Source organism: Hyphomicrobium sp., assembly GCF_047600905.1.
Taxonomy (GTDB): domain Bacteria; phylum Pseudomonadota; class Alphaproteobacteria; order Rhizobiales; family Hyphomicrobiaceae; genus Hyphomicrobium_B.
Genome location: NZ_JASGKD010000001.1, coordinates 2,949,476 through 2,968,788, shown reverse-complemented (window position 1 = coordinate 2,968,788; position 19,313 = coordinate 2,949,476). Strand labels below are relative to the sequence as shown.

Here is a 19,313-nt window from a genome sequence, read left to right as displayed (position 1 = left end):
CTACTCCAATCCGCCCACGCCGCGCCTCAGCACGAGGTGAAGAAAGACCGGAGCACCCACGAGCGCAAGCACGATACCGATTGGAAGCTCGGCTGGCCGCACAACCATCCGCGCCACGATGTCGGCGAAGATCACGAGCGCGGCGCCAAGCGCTGCGCTTCCTGGCAGCACGACACGATGATCGGGCCCGGAAATCAAACGCATCACATGCGGAACGACGAGGCCCACGAAACCGATGACACCGGCGACCGCCACGGCAGCTCCGACCGCTGCCGCGGTTGCCGCAACTGTGATCCGTTTGATATGCTCCGTATCGATACCGAGGTGCATGGCCTCGGCCTCGCCGAGCAGAAAACCGTTGAGCCCGCGCGTGAGGCCGGGCACGACCAGCGCGAGAGCGACGGCGAACGGCGCAATAGCAAAAACCTTTTGCCAGCTTGCGCCCGAAAGCGAGCCCATCGACCACAGCGTCAGATCGCGCAATTCGCGGTCGTCGCTGATGTAGGCGATAAATCCGCTGATCGAGCCGGCCAATGCACCGACCGCAATACCGGCAAGTAGCAAGGTCCCGACGGCGAGCTGCCCGCGCCGCGCCGCGATCATCACAAGGATCATGGTCGTGATCAGTCCGCCGAAGAACGCCGAAATCGGAAGCGCGTAAATCCCAAGCGGCGCGACCAGAGGCGCTGCAATTCCGTGGCCAAGGACGATGGTCGCGATTGCGGCCAGCGCCGCACCGGAGGAAACACCGATCAATCCGGGATCCGCGAGAGGATTGCGGAAAAGCCCTTGCATCATGGCGCCCGATATTGCGAGCGCTGCGCCGACAAAGCCCGCAAGCAGCGTTCGGGGCAATCTGAGATCGATAAGGACGAGACGATCACGCGACGCGGCGGCGTCGTCCGTATAGCCGAGCGAAGCGGAGATTGCGCGCGGCAGCGCATCCAGCGATATTCCCGTCGGTCCGATTGAGAGCGACAGCACCGCGACGACGAGAAGAAGCGCGCCGAGGCCGGCGAAAACTTTTGCGCGCGCCGGTCTGACGGATGACTGACGCCACGCGAGCCTGGTGTCCAACGTCGTCACGGCGTCGCGGCAGCGTGACCGCCCTCTGCGTAGATCGCGTTCATCAAATCGCGCGCCGCCGAAGGCGCACGCGGACCGAAGCCGAGAAGGTAGAGTCCGTCCATCTCGATCACGCTGTTCGTTTTCGCCGCCGGCGACTGGCTGAGGCCAGGTAGCTTCAACGCCTCTTTCACTTTATGCGGATCGCTCTCGCCTCGCCGCATGAGGACGACGGCTTCGGGAGCGAACTCGGCCAATTGCTCGTCGCTGACGGGTTTGTATCCCGCAACTCCGGCGGCCGCGTTATCGGCTCCCGCCAGTTGCAACACCGAATCCGCCGATGTCCCCGTTCCTGCAACGGTCGCCCGACCGCCTTGAATACCGAGAATGAAGAGCACCTTCTTGCGCGTCTTGATTTGCTTGCGATCGCTTTCGAGCGTTGCGAATTCCGCTTCGATCTTTGCGGCAAGCGTCTTCGCGGCATCGTCCGCGCCGACAATATTGCCTATGTGGCGGATCTTGTCGGGAACGCCCTCTGCGGTCGGCTTGTCGTCGATATCGACATAGCGGACGCCGCTGCTCTTCAGCGCCTGCACGACCTCGGGAGGACCGGCTCCGTCGGACGCGATAATCAGCGTCGGGTTGACGGATAACGCGCCTTCGGCCGAAAGCGCGCGCATGTACCCGATCGACTTCTTTTCTTTCAGTGCGCTCGGAGGGTAGAGACTCGTCGTGTCGACTGCGACGACCTTGTCCTGTTGTCCGAGGTCATAAAGAATTTCCGTGATATCGCCGCCGATCGACAGAATGCGTGGCGTGTTATCGGCGTCGGCCGCATAGCTCCGGTCCGATGGAGACGGTGCCGCGAGCGCTATGGCTGCGCCTGCGATGATGAAAAAACGTGTCGCCACGCGCATCTTCGTCAAGTCCTCAATGATTATACGACTGAGATCGGCTATTTCGTCAGAATGAGCTTGCCGGTCGAAGTGATCCGAAGGCGATATTCCTGACCGCGATGAATGAGCACCGCTTCGCGTCCGCCCTTCAAAAGTTCATCCACTCGATAGCGGACATTGCATCCCGACGCTCCGCGCTGATGGCCGTCGGCGGCCGGAGCAGTCGTGGTCGGGCCGGTTACACCTTGACGAAAAACTGGCCCGGCGAGCGGCTTTTTGGCTGACATTCTTTCCGTCGAAGGCGTGGATTGAGACGCAGACATGGCAATCGACGTCCACTTCAATGAAGATAAACGGCTTGGACGGTCTGGTCCTTGAATTCCTGGGCCTCGGCGCCCGCGTTGAGGTGCGAAGCCGCGAGCTGCATTTGCAGTCCGGCGAGCGACCGCGCGGCAGCTTGAGTTCGGGTCGAGGTCTGCGGCTTGTCGAGCGCCAGCATGATTCCGCGCTGAACACCATGCTCATCGCGCGACCTCATTGCCTTGAGCAGACCCGCGACCGCAAGTTCGTCGGGCGAAACGTGCTGGCAGCCGATGCTCAGATAAGAGAAGCCGATTTTTCGCTCGGCGCGCAAAGCCCGCAGCAACGCCGTGACACGCGCCACGAGAACCGGACCGTCACCGGAGCCGAGATTCTCTTCCGAAATCTTGCAGGCGATTTCCCATGGCTGGGCCGACCCGCTGGTGTAAATCTCGCAGACCGCACGGAACACATCGAGGGTCACGTTCTCGATCGGCGAAAAGCCGAGCTCGCTTCGAAGCGGAAAGCCCAACGCATGTCCGGCGCATACATCCTCGCCCTGCGCTGCGCCGTCCGTGGGTTTCGCTGTCTTGTTACGCATTGCCGTTGATCCGCGCGTTATCGATAAAGATTGATATGTTTCGTCGTCGCCATGGCGGCAGGCGATTCTCGATCGCCTCGCTCCGAAAAATCGGACAGCATACGGTCGAATGCGGAAACGTGTCCGGTCGCGAGATCCCAAATCATTCCGACCGAGGCCGCGAACATGGAGGCGGCGAGCACTGTGTTCGACGCATCGCGCGCGTCAAACGGCTCACCAGCGAGGTGCGAGCGCTTCATAGGCTTCTTTCCAAAGTATCGGGGTTCAAGGCCCCGCAAATGGCAGATAGCCAATTAAGCGAAAGTATACTTATGGAGTCAAGTTTAAAGTTTCGGCCGGCGCGGCTTCGGCCGGCTGCTGTTGCTCACCGCGTCCGTGAATGACGCGATGGACGAATGCCAGCTTGTCATATGCCGACCCCGGAATGACGAACGGATAAAAATCGTCATGCCCCATGCTGCGGCTCAGGCTGTTGAGAGCGATGGTCAATGGAATCCAGCGCGCCATCAGAGTTTCGAAAGTCACGGTCGAGTAAATGTCGTCTCGAAGGTCGAGACGCAGGCCATGTCCTTCCATGCCTTCCGCCGCCGCCGTATCGAGCGCATCGACCATGTGCAGATAATGCGCCCACGTCTCCGCCCAGTCTTCCCAGGGATGAGCGCTGGCATAGGCCGACACATGCCGCTCTTGCCAGTCGGGCGCCGGTCCGCTGCTGTGATGGCGTGCCAGAGCCGCATCATAATCGTCGCGCTCGTCGCCGAAAATCTCGCGGAATTCTTCGAGGCGCTGCGCTTCGTCGACCAACACCATCCAATAGTAATGCCCGCTCTCGTGGCGCAAGTGCCCCAGCAGCGAGCGATACGGCTCATCGAAATGCTTGCGCTGCCGTTCGCGCTCGACGGCGTCGGCTTCGCTGACGTCGATCGTGACGACGCCATCGAGATGCCCGGTCAAAGCGTTGCGGACGAAATCGAACGTCAGGGAACCTTTGCTCGATGCCGAACCGTCGAACGGCAAGCTGAACCGCAACAGCGAATAGACCAGACGCTTTTTCGCATGCTCCAGCGCGCGCCAGGCATGCAGGCTGCCCGGCTCGGAAAGATTGGGAATGATGCGATTGAGGTCGCACGCCTTGCAGAAGATGTTGCTTTCGCTTTCGGGTGTCAGCCAGTTGCAGACCCCGAACTCCGCATTGGCGCAATACCGCAACACCACGTCATCGGGTCCGGGATTGAGCTTGCGGAAGATCGGAACGTCTGGCGCCGTCTCGCTCATCCCCGCGTCGGCGAGGGCGACAATCGACAGTTCCCCGCTGTCGAAGCCCAGCGTGCTCCCGCAATTCACGCACTTAACGTTCTCGAAGTAGACGGTATTTCCGCAATTCGAGCAGGCAAAATTCTTCATTCTCGATCCTGGCTACGCCTGCACTGATAAAATCAGCCTCGCCTCCCTGATGCCAACCGGCCCATTTGAGGCAGGGCAATCCTCGCTCACGTCGCTTTGCGGTTAGGTCACACCGTTGCCCTTATATATCGCACGAAGCCCCCAATTGTTCGGCAATCTGCACAATCATCAAGCATAAATATCTGCTGCGCGATTTTTAGGCTGCCGTCGGCTTGTACCACAACTTTCCGACCGGTAACGCAGAAGGGTGTATTTCGTTGCCGAGCGCCCTCCCGTGGGGCGTCCATCGCGAGATCAAATAGGGATACTGCCTCATCCATGGTTCTCCATGTCGCGCTGACCCATAAGACGAGCTACCACTACGACCGACGTGTTCAGATGGGCCCCCAAGTGATCAGGCTGCGGCCGGCGCCGCATTGCCGGACCCCAATCCTGAGTTATTCGCTCACCATCACGCCTAAAACCCATTTTCTCAATTGGCAACAAGACCCGTTCGGCAACTTCCTGGCGCGGGTCGTCATGCCGGAGGAGACGACGGAATTTTCCGTCACCGTCGATCTCGTCGCCGACATGGCCGTCATCAACCCCTTCGATTTCTTCATCGAGGAAAGCGCCAAGGACTGGCCGTTCACGTATGACGATCATTTGAAGCAGGAACTGGCGCCCTACCTCGTCAAGGATCCCGTCGGCCCGAGTCTCAAGCGCTATCTCGAAAAGGTCAGCACCAAAAAACAAACGACGATCGATTTCATCTGCGATGTGAACCGCATGGTGCAGGGCGACGTCGGCTATCTGATCCGCATGGAGCCGGGAGTTCAGACGCCGGAAGAAACGCTTATCAAAGCGTCCGGCTCGTGCCGCGACAGCGCGTGGCTCCTCACGCAGATTTTGCGCAACGTCGGCCTCGCTGCGCGCTTCGTGTCCGGCTACCTCATTCAGCTGAAGCCCGACGTTAAATCGCTCGACGGGCCCGTCGGAGCCGACTCGGATTTCACCGATCTTCACGCTTGGACTGAAGTCTATCTTCCGGGCGCCGGTTGGGTCGGTCTCGATGCAACGTCAGGTCTGCTCGCAGGGGAAGGCCACATCCCGCTGGCAGCGGCTCCTCACCCGGTCAGCGCCGCGCCGATCAGCGGCGGTCATACGAAGGCAGAGGTCGAGTTCGATTTCGTGATGGCGGTGACGCGAATCCGCGAAACTCCGCGCGTCACGAAGCCCTACGATGACGAAACCTGGAAAACGATCCTCGAAACCGGCGCGTCGGTCGACGAACGGCTTGGAAAAGGTGACGTGCGCCTCAGCATGGGGGGCGAGCCGACCTTCGTTTCGGCCGAGGACATGGAAGGCGCCGAATGGAATACGGCTGCGGTCGGCCCGACCAAACGGCGCTATGCCGATGACCTCATCCGCCGCCTGCAACGCCGTTTTGCGCCGGGCGGTATGCTCCATTACGGTCAGGGCAAGTGGTATCCGGGCGAGCAGCTCCCGCGCTGGGCATTCGCCCTTTATTGGCGTGGCGACGGCCAGCCGCTATGGCTGAACCAGGATCTGATCGTCAGCGAGAGCGTTGCGCGCCCCGCTCGCCCCGAAGACGCCGAACGGCTGATGCGCGGGCTGTGCAAGCAACTGGGCCTTCCTCCCGATAGCGGCATGCCCGCCTTTGAAGATCCCGCCCACTTCTTGCTTGTCGAGCGCAAGCTGCCGATCAACGTCACCGCTGAAGCCAACAAGCTCGAAGATCCCGCCGAGCGCGCCCGTATCGCCCGCGTTTTCGACCGCGGCCTCGGAACTGCCGCGAGCTACGTGCTTCCGATCCAGGCGTGGCAGACCGCCGACCGTGGCCGCCGCTGGGTAACCGAGCGTTGGTCGATCCGGCGCGATCAGCTTTTTCTCATCCCCGGCGATTCGCCGGCGGGCTTCAGGCTGCCGCTGCAATCCTTCCCGGTCGTGTCGTCGATCGACTATCCGCATGTGATCGAGCGCGATCCGATGGGGCCGAGCCGGCCGCTGCCGGAGCGCACGGTCCTCCTGCAACAGCGCCGGGTGGTGACGCTCGAAGCCCCGCGCGTGAACCAGTTGCCAAACCTCGCGCCGGAAATTTCCGGTTCGGTTCGGACCGCTCTGACGATCGAGCCGCGCGACAACGCAGTCTGCGTGTTCATGCCGCCGCTTTATGACGCCGAGGATTACGCGGCGTTGATCGCCGCGGTCGAAGAGGCCGCCAAAGAAACCGGCGTGCCTGTTCAAATCGAAGGCTACAATCCGCCGTCGGATGCGCGCCTCAACGTCATCAAGGTGACGCCCGATCCCGGCGTCATCGAAGTCAACATTCATCCGTCAACGAGCTGGGAAAGCTCGGCGGCCATCACCACCGCGCTTTACGAAGAAGCACACAATGCCCGTCTTTCCGCCGAAAAGTTCATGCTCGACGGCAGGCACACTGGAACGGGCGGCGGCAATCATATTGTCTTGGGTGGCATCACTCCCGCCGATAGCCCGTTCCTTCGCCGCCCCGATCTGCTGGCTTCGGTGATCGCATACTGGCAAAATCATCCGGCATTGTCCTACTTCTTCTCTGGCATGTTCATCGGGCCGACAAGCCAAGCGCCGCGCAGCGACGAAGCTCGGCACGAGTCGCTCTACGAACTCGAAATCGCCCTCTCTCAAGTTCCGGATCCGGGTGCGGGCAATATCCCGCCGTGGCTCGTCGATCGCCTTTTCCGCAACCTGCTTGTCGATGTCACCGGCAACACGCACCGCGCCGAAATCTGTATCGACAAGCTCTATTCGCCCGACGGGCCAACCGGACGCCTCGGCCTTGTCGAATTCCGTTCTTTCGAAATGCCGCCGCACGCGCGCATGAGCTTGGCGCAGCAGCTACTGCTTCGCGCCCTGATCGTGATGTTCTGGGAGAAGCCCTATCGCCAGAAACTCGTGCGCTGGGGAACCGCCCTGCACGATCGCTTCATGCTCCCGCATTACCTCTGGGCCGATCTGGCGACAGTCGTCGACGATTTAAAAGCCACCGGCCTCCCGATCGAACTCGAATGGTTCCGGCCGCACTTCGAATTCCGCTTTCCGTTGTTCGGCACCATTACGGCCGATAACCTCACTCTCGAGCTGCGTCAGGCTTTGGAACCTTGGCACGTGCTGGGCGAAGAAAGCACCGCCGGCGGAACCGCGCGCTATGTCGATTCTTCGCTTGAGCGTGTCGAGGTGAAGATCAAAGGCCAAACCGGCGAACGCTACGTCGTCACGTGCAACGGCCGGCCGCTTCCGCTTGCTTCGACCGGAGTGTGGGGAGAGGCCGTTTCTGGCATCCGCTATCGGGCGTGGTGGCCGCCATCAGCGCTGCATCCGACCATTCCTCCCCACGTTCCCCTGACATTCGACGTGGTCGATACCTGGACCGGGCGTTCGATTGCAGGTTGCCGCTATCACGTCGCTCATCCGGGCGGCCGGAACTTCGAGGTCTTCCCCATCAACGCCTATGAAGCGGAAGGCCGCCGCTTGGCCCGATTCGACGCCGAGGGCCACACGGCCGGCGCCATGCGTGTCAAGCCGGAGAGCGTTAACCCGGATTATCCCTGCACTCTCGACCTTCGACGCAGCCCAGGTTGAAAGTCGCACTCCGTGAGTTTTCGCCGCCGTTCCCCGGTTTGCAACGCCGCTTCGCTTGCAGTGCGCGATTCGACGCATGATAGTGGGCAATGTTCAAACGGTGATTTGGGGGATCGTCGCGGCGTGGATCGGTCGGAATGACGGCAGCAGCGACAGTGAAAGCGGAACCATTGAGCGACCTCCTGAACGCCTATCGGCGTCCGCGGGGCGCCGGCTTTGACGAGCTTCTGGATAGCCAGGGCGCGCCACGGAGCCATTGGCGACCGCTTCTCGACGGACTGGCGGAACTGACCGCCGCCGAACGGGATCTGCGCGCCACGCGGCTGGCGCGTCGCGTCCGCGAGACGGGCATCGCCTACGATATCTTCGCCGATCCCAATACCCCGGCGCAGCGCTGGTCGCTCGATCTTCTTCCGATCGTCATCTCTGCAGCGGAGTGGCAAGGTCTGGAACGTGCTCTCATCCAGCGCGCGCGACTGTTCGACGCCATCCTCAACGATGTCTACGGCGAACAGAATTTGGTCCGCGAGGGTATGATCCCAGCCGAGTTGCTGTTCTCCGATCCAGCTTATCTCGTGCCCTGCCGGGGCATCCTGCCGAATGGCGGCGGCCTGATGTTTTACGCTGCCGACCTGGCCCGCGGCGACGACGGCAAATGGCGCGTGATCGACAATCACACCGAGACGCTGGCTGGCATCGGATTCGCGCTCGCCAATCGCGTTGTCCACACGCACGTCGCAGGCGACATCTTCAAGGATTGCAACGCTCGCCGACTGGCGCCTTATTTCCAGGAGCTGCAATCGACGCTGACGCTGCACAGCGGCCGCGAGAATGCGCGCATCGCCCTGCTGACGCCGGGTCCGTATCATGAGGATTATTTCTCTCACGCCTATCTCGCCCGCTATCTCGGCTACCTGATCGTTGAGGGGCATGATCTCAAGACCAGGAACACGCAGGTCTACCTGAAGACGCTCGAGGGTCTGAAAGAACTCGATCTGATCGTCCGCTGCATCAGCGGCAAGTCGAGCGATCCCTTGGAGCTCGATCCGACGGGCTTCATCGGTCCTTCGGGCTTGCTTCGCGTTTGCCGCAAGTCTCCGCACATCATCGTCAACGCCATCGGCACCGCGCTCGCGCAAAACCGCGGCCTCGGGCCATTCCTGCCGCAGCTTGCCCGCTTTATCCTGGGCGAAGATCTCGAGCTTCAGGACGCTCCACGCCGCTGGCTGGGGAATGCCGCCGCGCGCGAAGACCTTTTCGCCAACCCCGATCGCTTCACCATCCGCAAAGCCCAGGAGGGCACCGGCCGCCCGGGACAGGCGGCGCTCGGCTGGGAAGCGCGGGCTCTCTCGACATCCGATCGCGAGAGAATGAAACGCGAAATCACGCTGCACGGCGCGACGCTCGTTGCCGAAGAACGGATCGGTTTCAGCTCAGCGCCCGTTTACGGCCCTGACGGTCTTGCACCCAAACCGTTCGCCGTTCGGCTTTACGTTTCGCGGACGGCATCCGGAGGCTACCAGGTGATGCCCGGCGGCCTCGCGATGAGCATAGCCCAGGATCGTGCCGTAGCCTTGAGCGCGCCCGACGGTCAAACCCGCGACGTCTGGGTGCTCGGCGAAGGCGAACAGGCGCCTCATATCAGTCTCTGGCGGCCGATGCTCGCGACGGCACGCGTCGAGCGCTCGCAGCGCGTCATTCAAAGCCGTGTCGCCGACGATCTCTTCTGGCTCGGCCGCTACAGCGAGCGCGCTGATTGGACCATGCGCGTCTTGCGCGGTGCGCTCCGCCGCGTCGAGGAAGACAGCGGCCCGGACACCGGCCGTCGCGCCGCGCGCAAGTGCCTTGAAGTCCTGCTCGGCAAGGACCTGAGCCAATTGACAGGTACGCGGGAAATGCCGCCCGATGCGGAAATCGAGCGCCTTTGCCGAAGCCTCATCACATCGGGCGTCGGATCGCGCACGCTCGAACGCACGCTCGACGGTCTCTATCGCGTTGCCCATCTCGTTCGCGACCGTCTTTCGCTCGAAGCCTGGCAGACGTTGAGCAAGTTCCGCGCCGGAGAAACGTGGCGCAAAGCCTTGAGCGCCGCCCACCCCGTCGAAATTCTCGATCTGCTCGATGAAGGCATCACTGCCATCGCCGCCTTCAACGGCTTCATGCACGAGAACATGACGCGCAATTTCGGTTGGTCGTTCCTTGATATGGGACGCCGCATCGAACGGGCCCAAAACCTGAGCGAAGCGATCCTGACCCTGTTCATTCCGGTTCCGGATCAGGAAGAAATGTCGAGCAGCCTGCTGCTGCTTCTCGAACTCGCCGATAGCTTCATCACCTATCGTTCGCGCTACCGTCTCGATCCGATGCTGGCTTTGGTGCTCGATCTGCTCCTGCTCGATGAAGCAAACCCGCGCAGCCTCGCCTATCAATTGTCGGCGATCGCACGGCATCTCGAAAGCCTGCCGGATTCCTCACAAGGCTCCGCGCTTTCCGAAGACCGCCGGCTCATCCTTGCGCTTCTGACCTCGATCCGGCTGGCCGACGTCGAGGCGATGGCCAAGCACGATCAAGGCACGATGCTCGAGCGCCTGCTGATGGATCAGCTCGACATGCTGCCCGAATTATCGAACGAGATCTCGCGCCGCTTCTTCAATGTCATGGATGAAGCACCGCATCGCGCGCACACCAGGGTCGATCCTTCGATATGATTTTCGATATCGTCCATAAGACCCATTATCGCTACCGCTCGACGGTCGTGCAGTCGCTGCACCTCGTCCACATGTCGCCCCGCGCGATGCCGGGTCAGATCGTTCGTCATCACAGCTTGCTGGTCGAGCCCGCGCCTGCCTCGCGCCAGGATGGAATCGATTCGCTGGGCAACAGTTATGTCATTCTTGATATCGAGGAGCCCCATAAGGAGCTGGTCTTGGTGGCGCGCAGCACCGTCGAGAAGTCGCCGCCGCCGATGCTCAACCTAGCGGCGACGACGGCATGGGACGATCTCGATTATCACCTCCGCGCCACCAACGATCGAGATGTCGGCACGTTGCTGTTCCGTTGCGTTTCACGCTTGACGATTCCCACTCTTGAAATCGCCGATTACGCCGCGCACTCGTTTCCCCCGGCGCGCCCGGTTCTCGACGGCGCGATGGATCTCGTCATGCGGATCTACAACGATTTCAAGTTCGATCCGCACGCCACCGACGTATCAACTCCGGTGACGCAAGTGTTCGCCATGCGTCGTGGCGTCTGTCAGGATTTTGCTCATCTTGCGCTGGCGTGTTTCCGCTCGTTGCGCATTCCGGCACGATACGTCAGCGGCTATCTTCACACCCACCCGCCCGTCGGCCGGCCGAAGCTTCAAGGCGCCGATGCTTCGCACGCCTGGATTTCCGTGTGGTCTCCCGAATACGGCTGGGTCGATCTCGATCCGACCAACGGTATTCTCGTTCGCGACGAGCACGTGACGGTGGCCATTGGCCGCGACTATGACGACATCAGTCCCATAAGCGGGGTCTTGCGTGGCGGCGGCGAGCATTCCGTCGATGTCGGCGTCGATGTCAATATGGTCGCCGACGCAACCGCAGGCTGAAGTCTGACCACGACGGCGAACCGCCGCGGCAATTCCTTCTTTGTGCCCTCTTGAAAATCGCTACTGCCCATTCGCATCTCTCCGGCAGCCGGCGAGGGAGCGCTTGATGCGCGCAATGGGTATGCCATGCTTATACGTGACACATCTGACGGCTACGGGCTTGTCTCTCGCTTGTTCCATTGGCTGATGGCGATCGCAATCATCGCGATGTTCGGCCTCGGATATTGGATGGTCAAGCTCGATTACTACAGCCCCTACTACAACTCGGCGCCCGATATTCATCGCGGTGTCGGAATGATCTTATTGTTTGCGCTTCCGATCCGTTGGCTTTGGCGCGTTCTCAATCCGAAGCCGTCGGACCAGGAACTCTCTCCCTTCGAGCGCAAAGCGTCATTCGCCGTCCATTGGAGCTTCTACGTGCTCCTGCTCGCGCTGTTGCTCAGCGGTTATTTGATCTCGACGGCCGATGGCAGCCCGATCAGCGTCTTCGGTTGGTTCGACGTTCCGGCGATCATAAAAATGCCCGGCCTCGAAACGCCTGCAGGCAACGTCCATCGCATCCTGGCCTACGCGACGATGGCTCTCGCCGCCGTTCACGCCCTTGCGGCGCTCAAGCATCACTTCATCGACAAAAGCCCGATCATGTCGCGCATGTGGTCGGGCCCTTCTAATCCATCGCGCAGCTCTAAAAAGGAAAACGACCTATGACGTTCAAATACGCAGCGTTCGCCGCATCGTTTGCAGCATTCGCCATGTCGGCGCCTGCGATGGCCGCCGACTATAAGATCGACACCGACAACGCTCACGCGTCGATCACCTTCAAGGTAAGCCATCTCGGCTTCAGCTGGATCATCGGACGCTTCGACAAATTCTCAGGCACATTCTCATTTGACGACAAAAACCCGGACGCGTCCAAGGTCTCAGTCGATATCGATACGACCAGCATCGACACGAACCTCGCGCTCAGAGACAAGCATCTTCGCGCCGCCGATCTCCTCGACACGGATAAATACCCGACCGCGAAGTTCGAAAGCACGAGCATCAAATCCACGGCGCCGAACAAGGCCACGGTCACCGGCAATCTGACGCTGCACGGCGTCACGAAGGAGGTCGTGATCGAAGCAGATCACGTCGGCGGCGGCAAGGATCCTTGGGGCGGCTATCGCGATGGCTTCATCGGCACGACGAAGATCACGCTCGCCGACTTCGGCATCCTGCGCAACCTCGGACCCGCGACCAAGGATGTCGAATTGATCCTCAATATCGAGGGCATCCGTCAATAAGTGGCGGCTGCTACCAGCGAAGGACGGCGGCGCCGCCGATCAAGCCCGCGCCCGCCGCCGTCATCAAGACAACATCGCCCGGCTGGTAAGGCCGGCGTTTTGCGGTTGCCGACAGCGTGAACGGGATTGTCGCTGCCGAACTGTTTCCGAAATTCGCAATCGTCGAACGCACCCGCTCGGAGGGAATATCGAGTTGGTGCGCGACGGTAGTCAGCATACGCGCGTTGGCCTGGTGCGGCACCAGATGCGAGACGTCTCTCGCTCCAATGCCCGCTTTTGCCATCGCCTTCTCGGCGCACTCCGTCATGATCGCAACAGCCCCGGCATAAACGGCCTTGCCGTCGTTCATCACCATCAGAACGTCGGCCGGATCTTGGATTTGTGAGAATGGCTTTTTGCTGCCGCCGCCCGGGATCGTGATCAAATCGTAGTGCCGCCCTTCGCTCGAAAGGTGCGCGCCGATGATGCCCGCGCCGCTTCGATCGGTCGGCGCCAGCAGCACGGCGCCCGCGGCATCGGCAAACAACACGCTGCTGCTGCGATCGCGCTCGTTGATCCGTCGTGAAAGAATATTCGCGGCGACCACCAGAACCGGAAGACCCTGCGCGCGCACGAAGCTGTCGGCAAGCGTCAGTGCGTAAACGAAGCCTGCGCAGGCGCCTGCCATGTCGATACCGCCGGCATTGACCAGCCCCATCCGATGCGCCACAAGCGGAGCCGATGGCGGCAAGAGATGGTCAGGTGTTGATGTCGCAAGCAGCAGCAACCCGACGTCGCCGCGCTCAAGACCGCAACGCGCCAGCGCCATATCGAGCGCCATGTCGCCGGCCCTCACCGCGATATCCGACAGCGCTTCGCCATCAGCCGCGTAGCGCCGCTCGTCGATACCAGTGCGCCGTTTGATCCATCCGCTCTCGAGCCCGAGGCGTGTCTCGATCTCACTGTTCGGCACAATGCGCGAAGGTGCGTAATGTCCGTGCCCGACGACCTCGACGCCTTTCATCTCAGCACCTCGTCGACGGTATCGCCGATCGCTCGATATACCGACTTCAATTCGTCTTTCGTCGTGCAGTAGGGAGGCATGATATAAATCGTTGAACCGAGCGGACGAAGCAAAACACCGCGCTCCAGTAAACGAGCGCGCAGCTTCAGCGCAACATCGGCCAGATAGCCCGGTTGAACACCCGCAAGCTCGAAGGCTGCAATCGTACCAAGCTGGCGCAGATTCGCAAACCGCGTGTCGGTCTCAAGGTCGTTGAGGCAAAGCGACTGCTGTTGTGATAGCGCGAGGATGCGCTCGATCACCGGTTCTGTCCGCCAGATGTCGAGATTAGCCGCCGCCGCGGCGCAGGCGATCGGATTGGCTGTATAAGAGCTTGAATGGAAGAACGTCTTGGCGCGATCTTGCGACAGATGTGCTTCGTAGATCGCGCTGGTGGCAAGCGTCACCGCCAAAGGCAAGGAACCACCGGTCAGCCCCTTCGCAACGCACATGATGTCGGGTGATATGCCGGCCTGCTCGCAAGCAAATATCATTCCCGTTCGGCCGAAGCAGGTCATCACCTCATCGGCGATGAATAGGACGTCATGCGCTTTGCAGATGCGATGCATCTCTTTGAGCGTGTCGGCATCGTAGATCAGCATACCGCCGGCACCGAGAATGAGCGGTTCGCAAATGAAGGCTGCGACGTCGCCTTTCCGGCATTGAATTTCAAGGGCGTCGAACGTCGGCTGTGCGTGATGCGGCTTCGGGTAGGGGATGCGGCCAACCTCGAACAGAAGCGGTTCGTAGGCCGCGTTGAAGACGCCGCGCGCGCCGGCCGACATCGTTCCGATGGTATCGCCGTGATAGCCGTGCTCCAGCGCCAGAATACGTGTGCGTCGTGCACCAATATTCTTCCAGTAGCCAAGCGCCATCTTCAGCGCGACTTCGACCGAAGTCGAACCGCTGTCGGAAAAGAACACGTGCGTCAATCCCGGCGGCACGATTTTCATCAGGCCGGCCGCGACTTCTTCCGCCGGTTCGTGCGTGAAGCCCGCGAAAATGATCTGATCGAGCATCGCGGCGTGCTTTTCGATCGCCGCGACGATTTTCGGATGCCGGTGTCCGTGCGTGATCACCCACCATGACGACACGCCATCGAAAATTCGCTGCCCATCGGAGGCTTTAAGCCACGCGCCGTCGGCCGAGCGGATGCTGCGCATCGACGGTTCGAGCGCATGTTGCGTGAAAGGATGCCAGATCGGCGACGGCGTCATGGCCCAACGGCCCCGATGTCGAGCAAATCGCCGACCGAAAAATTGTCGTCGAACGCTTGGCGAAGGCTTTCGGCGTCGAGACAGGCCAGTCGCGGCAATCGTCCAAGCCGCCGAATGCCGCCGAAGGCGGCAATCGTCCGTTCGCTATCGGGGTTCGCATCGCCGATGAATGCGACGCCGAGAATTGGAATAGCGCGCCGCTTCAGCGCTTCGATCGAGAGCAGCGAATGATTGATCGTGCCAAGCCGGGTCGAAGCGCAAAGGATGACAGGCAGCCGCCACTGGGCAAGCAAGTCGATCTGCAGCAGGCGCCGCGTCAGGGGCACCATCAGGCCACCTGCCGTTTCGATCACCAGCGGCGTCGGCAATCCAAACGGCGTCAGCTGCTTTGAATCGATATCGATGCCGTCGATCTCCGCCGCAAAGTGCGGTGATGCCGGCGTCTTCAACCGATAGACCTCAGGCAGAATTCGGGCTTCGGCGAGTTCCGTCAGTCGGGCGGCGACGTCGGAGTCCGTTTCACCCTCAAGACCCGCCTGCACCGGCTTCCAGTAATAGCCGTCGAGCGCGTTGGTCAGAGCGGCGGAGAATATCGTTTTGCCGATATCCGTGTCGGTCCCGGCAACGACGATGCGGATGGTCATGCTGCCGTCTCCGCCTGTGCAGCCGCGATGTCGTCGATGAGACGCGAAATCTCTTCCTCCGTCACGTTGAGCGTGATCGTCAGGCGAAGCCTCGCGGTGCCTTCCGGAACCGTCGGCGGCCGGATGGCGCGAATATCGTATCCTCGCCGCCGCATGGCCGTCGCCAGTGCTACGGCTGCCGCATCACTGCCGATCACGAGTGGCTGGATCTGAGAGCCCGACGCTTGAAATCGCGTTTTGCTTGTCAGTGCGCGCTCCGCAAATGCGATAAGATCGTGAAGCTTTTGCCGCCGCTGCGGATCGTCCCGGCAGATCGCCAGGGCGGCTCGTACGGCTGCCGCCATCAGCGGCGACGGCGCCGTCGCATAGATGAAGGCGCGCCCACGATTGACGAGAAAATCGCGAACCGTGCGCGGCCCGATCACGAGCGCGCCCATGGCACCGAGCGCCTTGCCGCAGGTGTGCAGAGTGATGACATTGGCTCGGCCTTCGAGACCGGCGGCAAGCCCGCGTCCATCAGGTCCAAAAACGCCGGTCGCGTGCGCTTCGTCGATCAGCAACATGGCGTCATGGCGATCGGCGATTTCCGCAAGCGCCGCGATCGGCGCGCGATCGCCGTCCATGCTGTAAAGGCTTTCAATCGTGATCCATGCCTGCCCCATGCCGCCCGCCGCGCGCCATGCCGAGATGGCATCATCGAAACTCTGCGCGTCGTTGTGGCGGGCTGCTTTGGCCTCGGCCTTCGATAGCCGCATGCCGTCATGGGCGCTGGCATGGATCAGTTCGTCGTAGACGATGAGATCTCCGCGCGACGGCAATGTCGCGAGCAGCGCGGTGTTGGCAACGAAACCGCCGCCGAAGTAGAGCGCCGTTTCGCCGCCGAAGAACCGCGCCGCTTCCTGTTCGAGCAGTTCGTGCTCCGGATGATTTCCACGCAGGAGACGGGAACCTCCAGCTCCGACCGGCACCCCGCGCGCGATCGCAGCTTCAACGGCCTGGGCGAGCTCTTGCGACTGCGCCAGACCGAGGTAGTCGTTCGACGTGAAATCTATTCCGTGCGCCGGCTCAAGCGCTCTCAGGCGCCCGCGGCGGGAGAGCGCGTCGAGCGCACGCTCATGATTGCCTGACATCCTGATGTCCCGCGCAAGCCGCGGGCTCATGCTCCGAGGATTGGTCGATATCGAGTTCGAGCGGCGCAAGTCCAAGCTTGGAGAAAAGCTTGCTGTCCGTGTCTTCGCCCGGGTTGTCGGCGGTCAGCAGCGTATCGCCGACGAAGATCGAATTGGCTCCTGCGAAAAAGCACAAAGCCTGCATTTCATCGCTCATGTCGGTGCGGCCTGCCGACAGGCGAACGAACGACTTCGGCATCATGATGCGCGCGACAGCAATGGTGCGCACGAAATCGATCGGATCTATCCGCTCGGCGTTTTCGAGTGGCGTGCCCGGAATAGCGATCAGCATGTTGATCGGCACGCTTTCGGGATGCTCTTCCAGATTGGCGAGCGTGACCAGCATATCGACACGATCCTGCCGCGCTTCGCCCATGCCGACGATTCCGCCCGAGCACACCTTCATGCCTGCATCGCGCACGCGCGCCAGCGTATCGAGCCGGTCGGCATAAGTGCGCGTCGTGATCACCTTGCCATAGTAGGCTTCCGACGTATCGACATTGTGATTGTAGTAGTCGAGGCCGGCGTCGCGCAGCTTGACGATATCGTCATCCGTCAGCATGCCGAGCGTCATGCACGTTTCCATGCCGAGCGCCTTGACGCCTTCGACCATCGCGACGACCACGTCCATGTCGCGCTGTTTTGGACTTCGCCACGCAGCACCCATGCAATAGCGCGTCGCACCCGCCGCTTTCGCCTTCTTGGCTTCGGAAATCACCCGCTCGACTTCCATCAGCTTGGAAGCCTTCAGACCCGTCTTGTGATGCGCCGACTGGCTGCAGTAGCCGCAATCTTCGGCGCAGCCCCCAGTCTTGATCGACAGGAGACGGCTCATCTGAACCTTGTTGGGGTCGAACGACGTGCGGTGTACGCTTTGGGCACGGAAGAGCAAATCCATGAACGGCAGCTCGTAGAGTGCCAACGCCTCCCCGCTCGTCCAATCGTGGCGGAGCGCAGCTCCCATCCTGTTAACGCTGCGGGCGGACGGGTCGAGTCGGGAAACGGTCGAGGTCATTCAGGCTTGGTCTCCGCAGGGCATGCCGCCCTATCGGAAGATGTTTGCACCGCTTCCGGGCCGTCTCGCAACCGTCAAAATGCCTCCTTGATCGGCCTGACCGGCCGGAAAAGGCTCGCGGTGCGGGAAGGCTGGTTAATTGAGATCCTCGGGAAGCGTGGGCAGAATGCCGAACGGCACGCCGTCCTCGACGAGTTCACGCGCCTCCTCGGGCGTCGAGCTTCCCCTTATGTGCCGTTCTTCGATCTCGCCGAAGTGCATTTTCCGCGCTTCATCCGCGAAACGCGTCCCGACATCCTCGGTGTTGGCGATGACCTTTTGGGTGAAAACGCGCAGCGCTTCCCGTACGTCCGAGCTCCCGGCGCCGCCTGCTGGCGCCGAAACCGGCGCTTCAGTCGTTTGGGCAGCCGCTTTCGCGCGCTTCGTCACCACCGACGGCGCCATCGGCTGTTTCGAAATTTCGATCGAGCCGCAATAAGGGCAGGCGATCTCGCCCGATCGCGATTGCGCGTCAAAATCGGCGCCGGCCCGAAACCAGCTTTCGAATTCGTGCCCTGAGGCGCATCCAAGAAGGTATTTGATCACTGCTCGTGTACCAGGTGCGGCGATTTCGATGGCGTCGCGACGACGACATCGAAATCGCGGTCGTGCGTGAGGGACGGAATTTTCCGCCGGATTTGATCGGCATAGGCGGCATCGATGTCCGCTATGATGACCTGGGGATCGACGCCCGCTTCCGCAAGGACCTCGCCCCAGGGCGAAATGATGAGGCTGTGGCCGTAGGTTTCCCGTCCATTCTCATGCAGCCCACCCTGCCCAGCGGCCAGAATGAACGTACACGTCTCGATGGCGCGCGCTTTGAGAAGCGTATGCCAGTGCGCTTCTCCCGTCGTACGCGTGAAGGCAGCCGGCCCGGCGATGAACTTCGCCCCGGCCTTCGCGAGGGCGCGATGCAGCGCCGGAAATCGCAGATCGTAGCAGATGGTAAGGCCGAGCCGCCCCCATGGCAGTTCTGCCAGCATCGCGCTCGGACCGGCCTGATAATTGGAGCTTTCGGCGTAAGATTCCCCGCCGCCCAGATCGACGTCGAACATATGGATCTTGTCGTATCGCGCCGCGACGCCGCCGTCTGGATCGATGAGGTACGATCGGTTTGCTAGCCGCCGTTCGCCGACTTTCACGGCCATCGAGCCGATGTGAAGCCAGATTTTCCGCTTCCGCGCCGCGTCGGCGAAGGCTTGCAGAGCCGGATTGCTCGCTTCTGGCTTCGTCTCCGCCATCAGCCGCGGTTGCTCGAGCTCCATCAGCGTCGTGCATTCCGGGGTTTGGATGTACGAGGCGCCTTGGTCCGCGGCTTCCTCGATCAGCGAAATCGCATCGGCGACGTTGCGCTCGACATTCCGTCCGGCCCGCATTTGAACGAGCGCGGCGCGAAACGCAGTCTTGGATCGGCCGGACGACATA

The 19,313-nt window shown here is 61.5% G+C and carries 17 protein-coding genes; 5 read left to right on the top strand and 12 right to left on the bottom strand.

Features of this window, described 5'->3' with window-relative positions:
* From QM780_RS14225 to QM780_RS14205, 5 genes are all read right to left on the bottom strand, one after another.
* Nucleotides 1-1,086 carry a FecCD family ABC transporter permease gene (locus tag QM780_RS14225; RefSeq protein ID WP_415071106.1) on the bottom strand — a complete coding sequence of 362 codons (1,086 nt, stop codon included), beginning with the start codon at nt 1,084-1,086 and terminating at the stop codon, nt 1-3.
* Complete coding sequence (locus tag QM780_RS14220) at nt 1,083-1,982, bottom strand: heme/hemin ABC transporter substrate-binding protein (RefSeq protein ID WP_415071105.1); 900 nt, start codon at nt 1,980-1,982, stop codon at nt 1,083-1,085. Before QM780_RS14220 ends, QM780_RS14225 begins: the two co-directional genes overlap by 4 nt.
* A gap of 38 nt (nt 1,983-2,020) precedes the next feature.
* The gene (hemP, locus tag QM780_RS14215) at nt 2,021-2,248 is read right to left on the bottom strand and encodes a hemin uptake protein HemP (RefSeq protein WP_415071104.1); all 228 of its coding nucleotides are present in this window, start codon (nt 2,246-2,248) and stop codon (nt 2,021-2,023) included.
* 53 nt (nt 2,249-2,301) lie between these two features.
* Nucleotides 2,302-2,862: a hypothetical protein gene (locus QM780_RS14210; protein ID WP_415071103.1), complete on the bottom strand. Its 561-nt coding sequence runs from the start codon at nt 2,860-2,862 to the stop codon at nt 2,302-2,304.
* 309 nt (nt 2,863-3,171) lie between these two features.
* Complete coding sequence (locus QM780_RS14205; RefSeq protein WP_415071102.1) at nt 3,172-4,266, bottom strand: putative zinc-binding metallopeptidase; 1,095 nt, start codon at nt 4,264-4,266, stop codon at nt 3,172-3,174.
* A 318-nt stretch (nt 4,267-4,584) separates the two neighbouring features.
* On the opposite strand from QM780_RS14205, the gene QM780_RS14200 reads away from it, so the two are divergent.
* The 5 genes from QM780_RS14200 to QM780_RS14180 all read left to right on the top strand — a co-directional run bounded on the left by QM780_RS14200 (nt 4,585) and on the right by QM780_RS14180 (nt 12,762).
* Nucleotides 4,585-7,887, top strand: coding sequence for a DUF2126 domain-containing protein (locus QM780_RS14200; RefSeq protein WP_415071101.1), 3,303 nt, complete (start codon nt 4,585-4,587; stop codon nt 7,885-7,887).
* A gap of 137 nt (nt 7,888-8,024) precedes the next feature.
* A complete protein-coding gene (locus QM780_RS14195) occupies nt 8,025-10,595 on the top strand; it encodes a circularly permuted type 2 ATP-grasp protein (protein ID WP_415071100.1) in 2,571 nt (856 codons plus the stop codon).
* Entirely contained in the window at nt 10,592-11,479 is an 888-nt protein-coding gene (locus tag QM780_RS14190; RefSeq protein ID WP_415071099.1) for a transglutaminase family protein, read from the top strand. The genes QM780_RS14195 and QM780_RS14190 overlap by 4 nt, the downstream gene beginning before the upstream one ends.
* Nucleotides 11,480-11,605: 126 nt before the next feature.
* Complete coding sequence (locus tag QM780_RS14185; RefSeq protein ID WP_415071098.1) at nt 11,606-12,187, top strand: cytochrome b; 582 nt, start codon at nt 11,606-11,608, stop codon at nt 12,185-12,187.
* On the top strand, nt 12,184-12,762 hold the full coding sequence (locus tag QM780_RS14180; RefSeq protein ID WP_415071097.1) for a YceI family protein: 579 nt from the start codon (nt 12,184-12,186) through the stop codon (nt 12,760-12,762). The genes QM780_RS14185 and QM780_RS14180 overlap by 4 nt, the downstream gene beginning before the upstream one ends.
* A 10-nt stretch (nt 12,763-12,772) precedes the next feature.
* Here the strand turns inward: QM780_RS14180 and QM780_RS14175 are convergent, their stop codons facing one another.
* The 7 genes from QM780_RS14175 to QM780_RS14145 all read right to left on the bottom strand — a co-directional run bounded on the left by QM780_RS14175 (nt 12,773) and on the right by QM780_RS14145 (nt 19,312).
* Nucleotides 12,773-13,765: a beta-ketoacyl-ACP synthase III gene (locus QM780_RS14175; protein ID WP_415071096.1), complete on the bottom strand. Its 993-nt coding sequence runs from the start codon at nt 13,763-13,765 to the stop codon at nt 12,773-12,775.
* Nucleotides 13,762-15,021, bottom strand: a complete 1,260-nt coding sequence (locus QM780_RS14170) for an adenosylmethionine--8-amino-7-oxononanoate transaminase (RefSeq protein WP_415071095.1) — start codon at nt 15,019-15,021, stop codon at nt 13,762-13,764. The genes QM780_RS14175 and QM780_RS14170 overlap by 4 nt, the downstream gene beginning before the upstream one ends.
* The gene (gene bioD, locus QM780_RS14165) at nt 15,018-15,665 is read right to left on the bottom strand and encodes a dethiobiotin synthase (protein WP_415071094.1); all 648 of its coding nucleotides are present in this window, start codon (nt 15,663-15,665) and stop codon (nt 15,018-15,020) included. Before bioD ends, QM780_RS14170 begins: the two co-directional genes overlap by 4 nt.
* Nucleotides 15,662-16,795 carry an 8-amino-7-oxononanoate synthase gene (locus tag QM780_RS14160; protein WP_415071093.1) on the bottom strand — a complete coding sequence of 378 codons (1,134 nt, stop codon included), beginning with the start codon at nt 16,793-16,795 and terminating at the stop codon, nt 15,662-15,664. Before QM780_RS14160 ends, bioD begins: the two co-directional genes overlap by 4 nt.
* A complete protein-coding gene (gene bioB, locus QM780_RS14155) occupies nt 16,779-17,798 on the bottom strand; it encodes a biotin synthase BioB (RefSeq protein WP_415072048.1) in 1,020 nt (339 codons plus the stop codon). The genes QM780_RS14160 and bioB overlap by 17 nt, the downstream gene beginning before the upstream one ends.
* A 186-nt stretch (nt 17,799-17,984) precedes the next feature.
* The gene (locus QM780_RS14150) at nt 17,985-18,434 is read right to left on the bottom strand and encodes a DUF1178 family protein (protein ID WP_415071092.1); all 450 of its coding nucleotides are present in this window, start codon (nt 18,432-18,434) and stop codon (nt 17,985-17,987) included.
* The gene (locus QM780_RS14145; RefSeq protein ID WP_415071091.1) at nt 18,431-19,312 is read right to left on the bottom strand and encodes a carbon-nitrogen hydrolase family protein; all 882 of its coding nucleotides are present in this window, start codon (nt 19,310-19,312) and stop codon (nt 18,431-18,433) included. The genes QM780_RS14150 and QM780_RS14145 overlap by 4 nt, the downstream gene beginning before the upstream one ends.
* Nucleotide 19,313: the final 1 nt, after the last annotated feature.